This window comes from Kribbella endophytica, assembly GCF_054781295.1.
Window position 1 is genome coordinate 1,324,172 of record NZ_BAAGUR010000001.1, and the last position, 13,913, is coordinate 1,338,084.

Here is a 13,913-nt window from a genome sequence, read left to right on the forward strand (position 1 = left end):
CATTGATACCACGAAGTAAGTACCCGTGTGGAGTCGAGCCCAGCACGGAGGGTATCGACTTAACGAGTTCTTTTCCTACGCCCATCACCACTTGTAACGACGCAGTGGACGGTCCGTGACGGGTTGCTTTACGGCGCAGGAGTCCCGTGCGCCCACCACGGCGTCCACGGCCGCTGGGTCTGCAGGTCGTTGATCCGCCGGACCAGGATCATCGCCAGCACCGCCGCGGCCGTCGTACTGACCGCGGAGACGGTCGACAACCAGGCGTTCTCGCGGAGCTCGCCGAGCTGCGGTGCGCCGTCGAGGACGCTGCGCTGACCGATGTTGTCGAGCACCAGGCCGACGACCCAGGTCAGCCACCAGGCCCAGACCAGCCGGGTGCCGGGGATGCCGCGCAGGGTCGGCAGGTGCGGCGGGGTGCGGGGGTCGCTGGCGGCGACGATGTCGTCGACGACCTGCTTGGGGTACCAGAGGTTGACCACCGGGACGATCCAGCCGCCGAGCACCCAGCCGCGGGTGTAGCGGTGCTCGCCGCGGCAGAACATCTCCGCGTTCCAGCGGACCCGCCACAGCCAGACGATGAACACCGCGGCCGCGGTGAACAGTGCGAGCGCGGCGATGATGCCGAACAGCCCGGAGATCAGGTCGGCGTCGTCCATCCGGTCCGGGTCGCCGGCGTACAGGCGGAGAGTGCGGTACGAGTTCCAGTCCGACCAGGCGGTGGCCCAGCTCATCACCGTGACGGCGCCGATCAGGACCGAGGCGGCCAGGCCCATCGCGTGCTCGGAGGTGAACCACCGGTCGAGCGGCGGCGACGGTGGCCGCTTCGGCAGCAGGTGCGCGCCGCCGGCCACCGGTACGCCGTACTGCGGGTACGTCGGCGGGGTGCTCGAGCGGTACGTGCCCGGCAGGTACCTCGGGAGGTCGGAGCCAGGGGTCTGGTCGGTCACGGACAACCCCTCGCTGCCGGTCGGGAAGAGGGCGACTCAGAGATAGCACACACAGTGTGACGAAGCCAGAACCTTAGGTGTCGGCCGTCACCCGCCGCATCCATTGTGCCGCCCGAGGTGCCTGACGGGGGCGGTGCCTGACAAAGACGGTGCTTGACAAAAAAGTGTCGGTGCCGGGAGGGAGGATGAGTCCATGCGCTGGTCCGTGATCGATTCGCCCATCGGTGACCTGTCCCTGGCCGTCGACGACACCGGGTTGTGCCGGGTCTCGTTCGGCGTCGTGGACGGGATCGAGCCGGCCACCGTGTCTGATCCGCTGCTGGTCGAGACCCAGGAACAGGTGAAGGCGTACTTCGCCGGCGAGCGGACCGACTTCGACCTGCCGCTCTCGGTGCGCAGCGGCTCGACGTTCGAACGCGCGGTCTGGCAGCAGCTGACCCGCATCCCGTACGGCGAGATGCAGACGTACGGCGACGTCGCCAAGATCGTCGGCGACGCGGGGGCCGCGCGGGCGGTCGGCGTGGCCTGCAACCGCAACCCGTTGCCGCTCGTCGTGCCCTGCCACCGGGTGGTCGGCGCGGGCGGCAAGATGGTCGGTTTCGGCGGTGGGATCCCACGCAAACGGCACCTGCTGGAGCTCGAGGCCCGGGTCGCGTTCGAGAACCTCTGGAGCTGACCGGCCGCCCTGGCGAGAACCTGACCAAACCCTTACTCGGGAGTACTGCCGGGCAGTGGCAGGAGTAGGCCTCGCAGCGGCTAGTGTCGCTGCGAGCGATCAGACTGACACGCTTCAGACAACCGTTCCAGCCTGGTCCGGTCGTGCCCCGCCCCGACCTTCAGCCCGGAGACGAAAGATGACCCAGTCCCCTGCCGATCCGCCGGTCACCGCCGGCGACCCACTCCACCCGGACCTCCACGCGTTGATGGACAAGAGTGCCGAGGAGTGGTCGGCGCCGGAGATCCAGAACGCGGCGCGTGAGGCGCTCCAGCTGCACGCCCCGGACCGCGAGCCGTTGACCAAGACGAAACGGTTCGGCGTCCTGCCGTGGATGCACCGCAACGACGCCGTCTGCGTGCACTGCGGCGCCACCTACCCCTGCATCACCCACCGGTACGCGACGCAACTGCTGTCGGCCGGCCGGATCTCCACCACCTCGGGGCGCGACGAGCACGAGGACGAAGACGACTGAACGCAGTGAAACCACAAGGGCCACGGACTCCGAGAGTCTGTGGCCCTTGTGCTTGCTGCGGTGGTGTCAGGAGTCGGACGGCTTGGGGCTGTCCGGCTTCCGCGCCGACGTGGTGGTCTTCTTCGCGGTCCCGTTCGACGACGCCTTCGGAGCCTCGTCCGCCTTCGCGTCCTCGGTCTTGCCGTTCGAGGTCGCGGTCTCCGGCTTCGCGGCGGCCGGCTTGTCGGCGGCCGGGGTCGGACGCGACGTCGTCCCGGCCGGGGCCGAGCTGTAGTCGCGGCCGCTGGTCGGGGTCGACTGCCAGGCCGGCTCCGGCGGGGTCAGCAGCTTGCGTACGGCGGCGGCCGCGAGAGCACCGAAGCCCAGCAGCAGCGCGAAGTTGCGCAGCTTGTGGCTCTTCTTCGGGGCCTCGATCTCACCGCGCAGCGCGGCCTTGGTGGCCTTGCCCCGGCGCGACGTCTCCTCGACCACCGGCTCGGCGGCCGCGGCCAGGGCCGCCAGCGCCGCGGTCACCTTCGGCATCAGGTCGTCGTTGAACCGCTCCCGCGCCTTCTCGGCAGCGTGCTCGGTGGCCGGTCCGACCTTGCTCAGCGCGTCGTCGATCACCGGCTGGGCCTTGCCCACCGCGGTGTGCGCGATCGAGGCGCCACGCTCGACGGCCTTCTCGGCGTACGGCGACACCTTCTCCCGTGCGGTGCCCACGGCCGGTCCGAGGTGGTCGCGGACCTGGCCCGCGACCGGACCGACCTTCTGCGATGCCGTCTCGGCGAGCGGCCGGACGCGGTCCTTCGCGGTCTCGACCCGGCCCTTGGACTTCAACAAACCCACGGTTCCTCCTCGGTGGTCGCCCGTGTCACGGGCTCGGTCCGGCCCAGCGACGGAGTGGGACGACCTGTACGGCTTCTGGACAAATCCGGCTGCATCTGCATCGTACGACGTACCCAGCCGATAAACCGGTCGCCCCGGCCACCCGGTGGAAGCCGATCGGGCAGCGGCCGATCGGCAAGCGTTGTCCACAGCCTGTGGACGGATCCTGGGCCGGCTTCCCGGCCGGTCGGTGGCCGCCGACTTGAACCTCCGTGACAGGATCGAGGGCGTCAGTTGTTATTCGATGAGGAGTAGTCCTGTGGCCGAAGAACTGTTCGCGACCCTGCAGACGTCGAAGGGCGACGTCGTCATCAGGCTGTTCCCCAACGAGGCGCCGAAGACCGTGAAGAACTTCGTCGGCCTCGCGGACGGTACCCAGGAGTGGACCGACCCGCAGACCGGTGAGAAGAAGAACGACCGCTTCTACGACGGTCTGGGCTTCCACCGGGTGATCTCCGGCTTCATGATCCAGGGCGGCTGCCCGCTCGGCACCGGCACCGGTTCGCCGGGCTACGCCTTCGACGACGAGATCCACCCGGACCTGCAGTTCGACCGCCCGTACTTGCTGGCGATGGCGAACGCGGGCATCCAGTTCGGCCGCGGCACCAACGGCTCGCAGTTCTTCGTCACCGTCGTGCCGACGCCGCACCTGAACCGCAAGCACACGATCTTCGGCGAGGTCGCCGACGACGCGTCGCGCAAGGTCGTCGACGAGATCGCGGCCGTGAAGACCAAGGGCGCCGACCAGCCGGTCGAGCCGGTCGTCATCAACAGCGTGAAGGTCGAGACCCGCACCAGCTGAACCACCGCTGCACCCGCAGGACTTTCACCGAACGGCCGATCTCACCGGATCGGCCGTTCGTGACTCCAGCGACCTCCGAGTGACGCTCCACAGATCCGCCGAGAGGACCAGCCCGTGACCGAGACCGTCTGCTACCGGCACCCGGATCGGCCCACCGGGGTGCGCTGCCAGCGCTGCGAGAAGCCGATCTGCCCGTCCTGCATGAACACGGCGTCGGTCGGGTTCCAGTGCCCTTCCTGCTTCAACGAAGGCGTCAAGTCGGTTCCCCGGACCCGGACGTCGCTCGGCGGGGTCGCCCGCGGCAACACCCAGGTCGTCACGCTGACGCTGCTGGCGATCAACGTGCTGGTCTTCATCGCGATCCGGACCAGCAGCAGCCGGCTGGTGAACGACCTGGTCCTGGTCCCGGCGCTGGTCGACACCGAGCCGTGGCGCCTGCTCACGTCGGCGTTCGCGCACGTGCAGATCTTCCACATCTTCTCGAACCTGTTCATGCTCTACCAGGTCGGTCCGCCGCTGGAGCAGATGCTCGGCCGGGTGCGGTTCACGCTGCTGTACTTCCTGTCCGCGCTCGGCGGCGGGGTCGCGGTCTGGATCCTCGGCAACCCGCTCGGCGCCACCCTCGGCGCGTCCGGCGCCGTCCTCGGCCTGGTCGGCGCCCTCCTGGTGATCAGCAGGGCCCGCGGCATGGACGTCACCTGGATCCTCGCGTACGTCGCGATCACCGCGGTGATCTCCTTCACCTTCCCCAACATCAGCTGGGAAGGCCACCTCGGCGGCTTCGTCGTAGGCGCCGCCCTCGCCTGGCTCTTCCTCCAGGAAACCAAGCAACGCCGCAACAAAACGAGAACCTAACCTTCCAAAGGGTTGGGTGCGGTCAGGTAGCGCTCGACGGTCGGGGCGAGCCAGGCGATCACTGTTGCCCTGGGCATCTCGGCGACCGGGCCGAGTTTGAGGACGTAGCGGCACAGGCCGAGGCCCAGCGTCTGTGAGGCGACCAGCCCGGCGCGGAGTTCCGGATTGTCGGACAGGCCTGCTGCTGCGATGGCCAGCTGGCTGGTGAAGATCTCGCGCATGCGGTCGGCGGCGGCCTCGTTCGTCACTCCTGCTCGGAGTAGGGCTTGCAGGGTGTCGTCTTCTTCCCAGCGGCGGAGGAAGTGGTCGACCAGGGCTGACCCCAGGGACTCCCGAGGGAGGGTGGAGAGGTCCGGGAGGCGTAGGTCGAAGTCGGCGGCTGCGGCGAAGAGCTTCTCCTTGTTGCCGAAGTGGCGCATGACGAGCGCGGGGTCGGTCGACGCGTCGGCGGCGATGGAGCGGATCGTGGCGCGCTCGTAGCCGTCGGCGGCGAAGCGTTCGCGGGCGGCGGTGAGGATCGCGGCCTTGGTCTGGTCGCCGGAACGTCGCATACCGGCAGCCTAGGTCAACACCTGTTGACTTGACTAGCGGAGCGTCGTACCGTCTAAGTCAACAAGCGTTGACCAGGAGGCGGAGATGACGGATGTCGTAGTGGTCGGAGCCGGGCCGGTAGGACTGGCGGTCGGCGTCGTGCTCGCTGAGGCGGGGCGCGAGGTCGTGGTGATCGACAAGCTCGCCGAGGGTGCCAACACCTCGCGGGCAGCGGTGGTTCACGCGAGGACGCTGGAGATGCTGGAGCGGATCGGCGTCAGCGATCGCCTGGTCGAGCTCGGCGTACCGGCGTCCCGGTTCAGCATCCGCGACCGCGGCCACGAGCTGATCGGCGTACCGTTCGGCGGCCTGCCGACCAAGTACCCGTACACCCTGATGATCCCGCAGGACCTCACCGAGCAGGTGCTGGTCGAGCGGTTCGAGGAGCTCGGCGGCAAGGTCCGCCGCCCGTGCGAGGCGACCGGGATCACCCAGTACGACGACCACGCGGTCGTCTCCCTCGACACCGGGGAGACCATCACCGCCCGGTACGTCGTCGCGGCCGACGGCATGCACAGCCGGATCCGCGACCTCGCCGGCCTCGGCGACGACACCGGCGACACGCTGGCCCTGAACTTCAGCCTCGCCGACGTCTGGGTGGACGGCGGCCTCGAGTCCGACCAGGTCCAGCTCTACCTCGCGACCCAGGGCGTCCTGGTCGTCGCTCCCCTGCCGAACGGCTCGTTCCGCCTGGTCGCCGAGGTCGAGAGCGCGCCCGAGCAGGTCGACGTCGCCTACGCCCAGCAACTCCTCGACACCCGGGGTGGAACTGCAGGCGGCTCCGTCGCGCGGGTGACCGAGGTGATCTGGGGTTCCCGCTTCCGGATCCACGAGCGCGTCGCCGCGTCGTACCTGAACGGGCGCGTGGTCCTGGCCGGCGACTCCGCCCACACCCACAGTCCGGCCGGCGGCCAAGGCATGAACCTCGGACTCCGCGACGCCATCACCCTCGGTGAGGCATTGTCCACAGCCCTCGACACCGGCGACGAGACGGCCCTCACCCAGTACGCCGTACAAGCCCGAGCCGAAGCCCTCGAAGTCGTCTCCCTCGCCCACCGCCTCACCCGCATCGCCACCGCCCCGACCGCGCTCCGTCCAGCCCGCAACCTCGTCCTCCGCCTGCTGGGCCAACTCCCGGCCGTCCGGCGAGGGTTGGCCGTGCGCTTGTCGGCCGTCCGGGCCGACTGACCGAGGGTTTTCCCGTCCGCCCACCGAAATGCCTTCCGCGACCACCCGCCGACCTCTACCCTCCAGTTACCCAACGTCGTGAACTCACTACTGGAGGTCACCGTGTCCCATCCCGCCCGATGGAAACGACTGGTCCCCCTGGCACTCGCGGCCGCGCTCGCGGTCGGTGCCGGTGGGCAGGTGCAGGCGGCAACTCCGCCTGACCCGAAGGCCCAGGCCTACGCGCAGGACGAGCTGGTCCAGCTGCTCCGGGTCAACACCCCGACGGCCGCCGACAAGCAGCGGCTGAGCACGCTCGATCTGGACCTGGCCGAGTCGGCCGGAAAGAGCTTTGTCGACGTAGTTGCTTACGGCAACCACGATCGCCGGCTGCTCGAGCTGGCCGGCCTCACCTGGTCGACGCTCGAGGACGACCTCCAAGGCGCCGACCGCGAACGGGAAGCAGCAGACGCGGCGTACGCGAAAGCCGTGAAGAACAAGGCGGTCGCGGCCACGCTGCCGAGTGGCCGTACGGCGTACCGGCAGCTCGCCGACTACACCAACGAGATGGCCGCGCTCGCCACCCAGTACCCGACCAAGGTCAAGCAGTTCACGCTGAAGAACAACTCCCTGGAGAACCGCGCGATCCGCGGCATCGAGGTCACCCGGGACGTCAGCACCAGCAACGGCAAGCCGGTCTTCCTGATGCTCGGCCTGCACCACGCGCGCGAGTGGCCGTCGGGCGAGCTGACGATGGAGTTCGCGTACGACCTGCTGAAGAACGACGGCGTCGACCCGCGGATCACCAACATCCTCGACAAGGCCCGCGTCATCTTCGTGCCCGTCGTGAACCCCGACGGCTTCAATCTCAGCCGGACTCTCGGCTACGAGCTGAAGCGGAAGAACTGCCGGATCACCAACGGCCAGATCCCGACCACCGGCCAGTGCGCGCAGTCGGCCAACCGCTCCCGCGGCACCGACCTCAACCGCAACTACTCCGGCTTCTGGGGCGGTCCGGGCGCGTCCACCAGCCTGACCTCCGAGACCTACCGCGGCGCGAGCGCGTTCAGCGAGCCCGAGTCGCGCAACGTCCAGGCGCTGGTGTCCGCGCACCAGGTGACCACGCTGATCACCAACCACACCTACTCGAACCTGGTCCTCCGCGAGCCCGGGTACGCCGGCGCCGGACCCACGCCGGACGAGAGCATCTACAAGGCGCTCGGTGACCAGATGGCCGCGCAGAACGGGTACGACAGCCAGTTCAGCTACGAGCTGTACGACACCACCGGCACCACCGAGGACTGGTCGTACTACGCGACCGGCGGCCTCGGCTTCACCTTCGAGCACGGCACGAGCAGCTTCCACCCGGCGTTCTCGAACGTCGTGAACTACTACTTCGGCACCGGCAGTACGGCGGGCAAGGGCAACCGCTCGGCGTTCCTGCTCGCGGCCGAGTCCACCATCAACCCGGCCCGGCACTCGATCGTCACCGGCTCGGGCCCGGCCGGCGCGGTGCTCCGGCTGAAGAAGTCGTTCACCACCAAGACGTGGAACGGCACGCAGCTCCCCGACGTACTGGAGTCCACGATGGTGGTCCCGGCCGGCGGCAGCTACACCTGGCACACCAACCCGTCGACCCGGCCGACCGTCGTCCAACAGGGCGGCACCGAGTCGTGGACGCTGACCTGTGAACGCCCGACCGGTCAGGTCCTGGAGACCCGGCAGGTCACGGTCGCTCGCGGCGCCAGCGTGACCGCCAACCTCACCACGTGCGCGGCCAGCTTCTAGCCGGTCGACTCACGGATCTTCAACGTGTGCGGCACGGTGAGGTCGCGACGCGCGGCCTCACCGTTGCCGGCGATCCGGTCGAGCAGGAGCGCGACGGCGTGGTCGGCCAGCCACTCCATGTCCGGCGCGATCGTGGTCAGCGACGGTGAGTGGTACCGGCCGTCCTCGATGTCGTCGAAGCCGATCACGGCGACATCGCCCGGCACCGACAGTCCGGCCTCGGCCAGCGTCCGCAACGCACCCAACGCCAGCAGGTCGTTGAAGCAGAACACCGCGTCCGGCCGCTCCGGCAGGGCGAGCAGCTCGCGCATCGAGGCGGCGCCGTCCTCGCGGTGGTACCCCGTACCGGCCAGCTCGAGCGCCGGGTCGTGCGCGATCCCAGCCGCCTTCAGTGCCTTGCGATAACCCTTCCGGCGAACCGATCCAGTGCCGGCGCCACCGCCGACCCCGATCGCCGCGATCCGCCGCCGGCCGAGCGAGATCAGGTGCGTGGTCGCGTCGTACGACGCCTGGACCGAGTCGACCGCGACCCGGTCGAGCCGGCCGCCGGCGTCGCGCTCGCCGAGCAGCACGATCGGCTTGGCCGTCTCGGTCTCGCCGATCCGGGCCGGTGAGGTGGTGATCGGCGAGAAGATGATGCCGTCGATCAGCTGGCCGCGCATGCCGTCCAGGACCAGCTTCTCGGCCGCGGCCTCGCCCTCGGTCTGGTCGATCAGCACCGTGATCCCGCGCTTCTTGGCCGCCCGGGAGATCGCCGCGCCGAGCTCGGCGAAGTACGGCGACGCCATCTCGGGGATCGCCAGCGCGATGAAGTCCGAGCGGCCCTTGCGCAGCGAGCGGGCGCTGACGTTCGGCCGGTAGTCGAGCTCCTCGATCGCCGCCTGGACCTTGGCCCGGGTCTGGGAGGTGATGTGCGGGTAGTCGTTGATGACGTTCGACACCGTCTTCACCGAGACGCCGGCCCGTGCCGCCACGTCGCTCAGCCTCGTCACCATCGTGGTCCCTTCCCCTGCTCGCTCGGCCAGAGTCTGTCACGGCCGTTCCGCAGACCGGACCAGCCCGTGAGGGGCCAGCTCTTGCCAGCGGATGTCAATCGTTGTAAAAATCCCCCAACACCAAACTCGGTAAACGTTGTAAAGATCGCAAGGGGGAAGGCCAGTGGCACGTCTCGCCGTCGATCCAGCGTTCGTGGTCGGGAGCCTGGACCGCCGCCTGTTCGGCTCGTTCGTCGAGCACATGGGCCGCTGCGTCTACACCGGGATCTACGAACCGGACCACCCGGACGCCGATGCGGACGGGTTCCGGACCGACGTCCTGGCGTTGGTCCGTGAGCTCGGCGTCACCGCGATCCGCTACCCGGGCGGCAACTTCGTCTCCAACTACGACTGGGAGGACGGCGTCGGCCCGAAGCAGGACCGGCCGCGCAAGCTGGACCTGGCCTGGCGCGCGATCGAGCCGAACCAGTTCGGCACCGACGAGTTCGTCGCCTGGTCGCGCAAGGCCGGGGTCGACCCGATCTGGGCGGTCAACCTGGGCACCCGGGGGATTCAGGCGGCCGTCGAGCTCCTGTCGTACTGCAACCTGCCGGCCGGCACCGAGCTGCCCGACCGGCGGGTCGCGAACGGCACCAAGGAGCCGCACGACATCCGGGTCTGGTGCCTGGGCAACGAGATGGACGGTCCCTGGCAGATCGGCCACAAGACCGCCGACGAGTACGCCCGGCTGGCCGAGGAGACCGCGAACGCGATGCGCAGGGTCGATCCGGACCTCGAGTTCGTCGCCTGCGGGTCGAGCAACGCGCAGATGGAGACCTTCGGCGACTGGGAGCGCACGGTGCTCGAGCGCACCTACGACCTGGTCGACCACATCAGCCTGCACGCGTACTACGAACCGAAGGACGGCGACCAGGCCAGCTTCCTCGCCTCGGCGCAGGAGATGGACGCGATGATCACCTCGATCGTCGCCACCGCCGACCACGTCAAGGCGCTCAAGCGCAGTCCGAAGGAGATCACGCTCTCCTTCGACGAGTGGAACGTCTGGTACCAGCAGCGGTTCCCCGGCGAGCTCGGTCTCGACGTCCGGGAAGTCAGCCCGCTGATCGAGGACACCTACAGCGTCGACGACGCGGTCGTGGTCGGCAGTCTGCTGATCACGCTGCTGCGGCACGCCGACCGGGTGAAGATCGCTTGCCTCGCGCAACTGGTCAACGTGATCGGCCCGATCCGGACCGAGCCCGGCGGCAGCGCGTGGCGGCAGACGATCTTCCACCCGTTCGCGCTCACGGCCCAGTACGCCGGTTCGACCGTCCTGCGGACCGAGATCGCCGGGCCGACCGTCCACACCGACCGGTACGGCGACGTACCGGCCCTGTGGAGCACCGCGACGTACGAGGAGAGCACCGGCGAGGTGGCGCTCTTCGTGGTGAACCGCAGCGAGACCGACGAGGTCGCGCTGGAGGTCCCGCTGCATGCGCTGGGGAACCTCGAAGTCACGCAACACCTGGGTTTGTACGACGACGACCGGGCCGCGGTGAACACAGCCGCCGAGCCGGACCGGGTCGTCCCCCGACCGGTCGACGGGACCGGCATCGACAACGGCATCTGCCGCGCCACGCTGCCTCCGGCCTCGTGGCACATGATCAGGCTCTCCCCTGGAGGTACACGGTGAACACCATCAACCGGCGACTCGTGCTGGGCGGTATCGGCGCACTCGGTGCGGCAGGCATCCTGGCCGGCTGCGGGGAAGGCTCGGCGGGCAAGCCCGGCGCGGCGCCCGCGAACGGCGACGGCGGCGCGAAGGGCTACGAGGGCCCGAACGTAGAGCTCGACTTCTGGAACGGCTTCACCGGTGGCGACGGCCCGTTCATGCGCAAGCTGGTCGACCAGTTCAACGCCGAGCACCCGAACGTCAAGGTCAAGATGACCGTGATGCAGTGGTCCGACTACTACACCAAGCTGCCGACCGCGGTGAGCAGCGGCCGCGGTCCGGCCGTCGCGATCATGCACGTGGACTCGCTGGCCACCAACGCGGCCCGGAACGTGATCGAGCCGCTCGACGACGTGGCCAAGGCGCTGGAGCTGAAGCAGGAGGACTTCGCCGACGTCGTCTGGAAGGCCGGCGAGTACAACGGCAAGCGGTACGGCATCCCGCTCGACGTGCACCCGCTCGGGTTCTTCTACAACAAGACGCTGATGACCCAGGCCGGTCTCGACCCGGCCAAGCCTCCGGCCACCGCCGACGAGTACGCCGCCGCGCTGGACGCCCTGAAGGGCAAGGGGATCCAGGGCCACTGGGCCACGCCGTTCCCGTTCACCGGCGTACTGAGCGTGCAGGCCCTGCTCTGGCAGTACGGCGGGCAGCTGTTCAACGAGGACTCCTCGAAGACGGTCTGGCACGAGGAGCCCGGCGTGAAGGCGCTGACCTGGTTCAGTGACCTGGTGAAGAACGGGCACAGCCCGAAGAACGTCGCCCAGGACGCCGACAACATCGCGGTGATGAACGGCAAGAACGCCTTCGTCTGGAACGGCATCTGGAACATCAACACGTTCAAGGAGAAGAAGGGCCTGGAGTGGGGCGTCGCTCCGCTGCCGAACATCGGTGGGACCAAGGCCGCCTGGGCCGGCTCGCACCAGTTCTGCCTGCCGAAGCTGAAGACGCCGGACCAGAACAAGTCCACCGCGGCCCGGGTGTTCGTGAACTACGTCAGCCAGAAGTCGCTGGAGTGGGCCAAGGGCGGCCAGGTGCCGGCCCGCAAGCAGGTCCGTGAGTCGGCCGAGTTCCAGGCGCTGCCCGAGCAGGCCGCGCTGGCGACGCAGATCGACGACCTGCACTTCCCGCCGTCGGTGCCGGGCATCGGTGACGCGCTGGCCGAGCTGAACAAGGCGGTCAACGAGGCGGTCCTGCAGAAGACCGAGCCTGCCAAGGCACTGGCCGACGCGGCGGCCCGGGCGGACAAGATCCTGGAGGCCAACCGCAAGAAGTACGGGGCATGAGAGGGCACGGGCGAGCCACGCCGTACCTGTTCCTCGCGCCGTACCTCGTCCTGTTCACGGTGTTCGTCCTCGGGCCGGCTGTCTTCGGCCTGTGGATGAGCCTGCACGACTGGGACTTCCAGCTGCCCGGCAAACCTTTCGTTGGGCTGCAGAACTACAAGGACCTGTTCGATCCGCTGTCGGCCACGGCCGAACCGTTCTGGCACGGCATGCGGGCGACCGGGATCTTCACGATCGCGTCGGTGCCGTTCCTGGTGGCGGTACCGCTCGGTCTGGCCGTGCTGCTGAACCGTCACTTCCCGGGCCGGACGTTCTTCCGGGCGGTGTACTTCGCGCCGTACGTGCTGGGCGTGGCGGTGATCGGGCTGATGTTCCGCTACATCCTGGACACCACGTTCGGCATCCTGAACGCGTTCCTCGGGATCTTCGGCGTACCGGAGATCGGGTGGACGACCGAGCAGCCGTACGCGTTCGTCGCGCTGGTCGCGGTGACGGTGTGGTGGACGACGGGGTTCAACGCGATCATCTACCTGGCCGGGCTGCAGGACATCCCGGCCGAGCAGTACGAGGCGGCCGAGCTCGACGGCGCGAACGCGTGGCAGAAGTTCCGCAACGTCACGCTGCCCGGTCTGCGTCCGGTCACGGTGTTCATCGTGACCATCACGCTGCTGGCCAGCGCCAACATGTTCGGCCAGGCGTTGCTGATCACGCAGGGCGGACCCGGTGACACGACGACCACCGCGCTGATGGTGATCACCGACATCGGGTTCAGCCAGTTCCGGATGGGCCAGGCCTCGGCGATGAGCTACCTGCTGGCGCTGTGCCTCGCGGTCGTCGCGCTGATCACGTTCGGACTGATGAGGGAGCGGAAGTCATGAGGCGCCGACCGTCCGCTGCCTTCTGGGTCATGGTGGTGCTGCTGACCTTGCTGGTCGTCGTCCCGCTGCTGTGGATGGTGATCACCTCGTTCAAGTCCGTCGGGGAGGCGCAGGCCGACCCGCCCACGCTGATCCCGCAGGAGCCAAGCGGTCGTGCCTTCGGGGAGGTGCTCACCACCGGTGGGCAGAACCCGGTACTGCGCTGGGCGCTCAACAGCTTCGCGGCCGCGAGCCTGCACGCGGTGCTGGTCGTCGCGGTCGCGTCGATGGCGGGCTACGCCCTGGCCCGGATGGAGTTCCGGTTCAAGAAGTTCATCTTCAGCTTCATCCTGCTGACGCTGTTCGTGCCGGGCTTCGTCTTCCTGATGCCGAACTACCTGCTGATGGACAAGCTGGGCTGGCTGGACACGTTCTGGGCACTCGTCGTTCCCGGTGCGGCCGGTGCCTTCGGCGTGTTCTTCATGCGGCAGTTCTTCCTGGCCATCCCGAAGGAGCTCGAGGAGGTCGCGCTGATCGACGGCGCGAACGCCTGGACGATCTTCACCCGGATCATCCTGCCGAACGCGAAACCGGCGCTGGCGACCCTGACGGTGCTGTCGTTCCTGGCGAACTGGAACGACTTCGTCTGGCCGCTCTTCGTGCTCTTCAGTCCCGAACGCCTCACCCTGCCGGCCGGTCTGAGCCTGCTGCAGGGCGCCTACACGACCGACTACCCGGTGATCATGGCCGGCGCGACCGTCGCCGCCGTACCGGTCCTGATCCTGTACGTGTTCGTCCAGCGGTACGTGATCGAAGGTGTCGCGCGCAGCGGCATCAAAGGCTGAAACACTCCC

Annotated in this window: 14 protein-coding genes; 10 read left to right on the top strand and 4 right to left on the bottom strand. The window is 68.6% G+C overall.

Annotated elements, in window-relative coordinates:
* Positions 1 to 128 precede the first annotated feature (128 nt).
* Positions 129 to 950: a DUF4328 domain-containing protein gene (locus ACYVIO_RS06355; RefSeq protein ID WP_460649702.1), complete on the bottom strand. Its 822-nt coding sequence runs from the start codon at positions 948 to 950 to the stop codon at positions 129 to 131.
* 193 nt (positions 951 to 1,143) lie between these two features.
* On the opposite strand from ACYVIO_RS06355, the gene ACYVIO_RS06360 reads away from it, so the two are divergent.
* Both ACYVIO_RS06360 and ACYVIO_RS06365 read left to right on the top strand, forming a co-directional pair.
* On the top strand, positions 1,144 to 1,626 hold the full coding sequence (locus ACYVIO_RS06360; RefSeq protein WP_460649703.1) for a methylated-DNA--[protein]-cysteine S-methyltransferase: 483 nt from the start codon (positions 1,144 to 1,146) through the stop codon (positions 1,624 to 1,626).
* A 178-nt stretch (positions 1,627 to 1,804) separates the two neighbouring features.
* Positions 1,805 to 2,140: a hypothetical protein gene (locus tag ACYVIO_RS06365; protein WP_460649704.1), complete on the top strand. Its 336-nt coding sequence runs from the start codon at positions 1,805 to 1,807 to the stop codon at positions 2,138 to 2,140.
* A 66-nt stretch (positions 2,141 to 2,206) separates the two neighbouring features.
* Here ACYVIO_RS06365 and ACYVIO_RS06370 read toward each other — a convergent pair whose 3' ends face one another.
* Positions 2,207 to 2,968, bottom strand: a complete 762-nt coding sequence (locus ACYVIO_RS06370; protein ID WP_460649705.1) for a DUF5324 family protein — start codon at positions 2,966 to 2,968, stop codon at positions 2,207 to 2,209.
* Between the two features lie 283 nt (positions 2,969 to 3,251).
* Here ACYVIO_RS06370 and ACYVIO_RS06375 point away from each other — a divergent pair, with 283 nt between their 5' ends.
* A complete protein-coding gene (locus ACYVIO_RS06375; protein WP_460649706.1) occupies positions 3,252 to 3,809 on the top strand; it encodes a peptidylprolyl isomerase in 558 nt (185 codons plus the stop codon).
* A gap of 114 nt (positions 3,810 to 3,923) precedes the next feature.
* Complete coding sequence (locus ACYVIO_RS06380; protein ID WP_460649707.1) at positions 3,924 to 4,664, top strand: rhomboid family intramembrane serine protease; 741 nt, start codon at positions 3,924 to 3,926, stop codon at positions 4,662 to 4,664.
* Here the strand turns inward: ACYVIO_RS06380 and ACYVIO_RS06385 are convergent.
* Positions 4,661 to 5,215, bottom strand: coding sequence for a TetR/AcrR family transcriptional regulator (locus ACYVIO_RS06385; RefSeq protein WP_460649708.1), 555 nt, complete (start codon positions 5,213 to 5,215; stop codon positions 4,661 to 4,663). The two genes, ACYVIO_RS06380 and ACYVIO_RS06385, sit on opposite strands and share 4 nt — an antisense overlap.
* Positions 5,216 to 5,300: 85 nt before the next feature.
* Between ACYVIO_RS06385 and ACYVIO_RS06390 the strand changes: the two genes are divergently transcribed.
* Together ACYVIO_RS06390 and ACYVIO_RS06395 are read left to right on the top strand one after the other, a co-directional pair.
* On the top strand, positions 5,301 to 6,443 hold the full coding sequence (locus ACYVIO_RS06390) for an FAD-dependent oxidoreductase (RefSeq protein ID WP_460649709.1): 1,143 nt from the start codon (positions 5,301 to 5,303) through the stop codon (positions 6,441 to 6,443).
* A 78-nt stretch (positions 6,444 to 6,521) separates the two neighbouring features.
* Positions 6,522 to 8,210, top strand: coding sequence for a M14 family zinc carboxypeptidase (locus tag ACYVIO_RS06395; RefSeq protein ID WP_460649710.1), 1,689 nt, complete (start codon positions 6,522 to 6,524; stop codon positions 8,208 to 8,210).
* Here the strand turns inward: ACYVIO_RS06395 and ACYVIO_RS06400 are convergent.
* The gene (locus tag ACYVIO_RS06400; protein WP_460649711.1) at positions 8,207 to 9,205 is read right to left on the bottom strand and encodes a LacI family DNA-binding transcriptional regulator; all 999 of its coding nucleotides are present in this window, start codon (positions 9,203 to 9,205) and stop codon (positions 8,207 to 8,209) included. The two genes, ACYVIO_RS06395 and ACYVIO_RS06400, sit on opposite strands and share 4 nt — an antisense overlap.
* Before the next feature lie 163 nt (positions 9,206 to 9,368).
* Between ACYVIO_RS06400 and arfA the strand changes: the two genes are divergently transcribed.
* Genes arfA through ACYVIO_RS06420 form a run of 4 tightly spaced genes read left to right on the top strand, consistent with a single transcriptional unit; the run spans position 9,369 to position 13,904 of the window.
* Entirely contained in the window at positions 9,369 to 10,877 is a 1,509-nt protein-coding gene (gene arfA / locus ACYVIO_RS06405; RefSeq protein ID WP_460649712.1) for an arabinosylfuranosidase ArfA, read from the top strand.
* Complete coding sequence (locus ACYVIO_RS06410; protein WP_460649713.1) at positions 10,874 to 12,202, top strand: ABC transporter substrate-binding protein; 1,329 nt, start codon at positions 10,874 to 10,876, stop codon at positions 12,200 to 12,202. Before arfA ends, ACYVIO_RS06410 begins: the two co-directional genes overlap by 4 nt.
* Complete coding sequence (locus ACYVIO_RS06415) at positions 12,199 to 13,080, top strand: carbohydrate ABC transporter permease (RefSeq protein WP_460649714.1); 882 nt, start codon at positions 12,199 to 12,201, stop codon at positions 13,078 to 13,080. The genes ACYVIO_RS06410 and ACYVIO_RS06415 overlap by 4 nt, the downstream gene beginning before the upstream one ends.
* Positions 13,077 to 13,904, top strand: a complete 828-nt coding sequence (locus ACYVIO_RS06420) for a carbohydrate ABC transporter permease (protein WP_460649715.1) — start codon at positions 13,077 to 13,079, stop codon at positions 13,902 to 13,904. The genes ACYVIO_RS06415 and ACYVIO_RS06420 overlap by 4 nt, the downstream gene beginning before the upstream one ends.
* Positions 13,905 to 13,913: the final 9 nt, after the last annotated feature.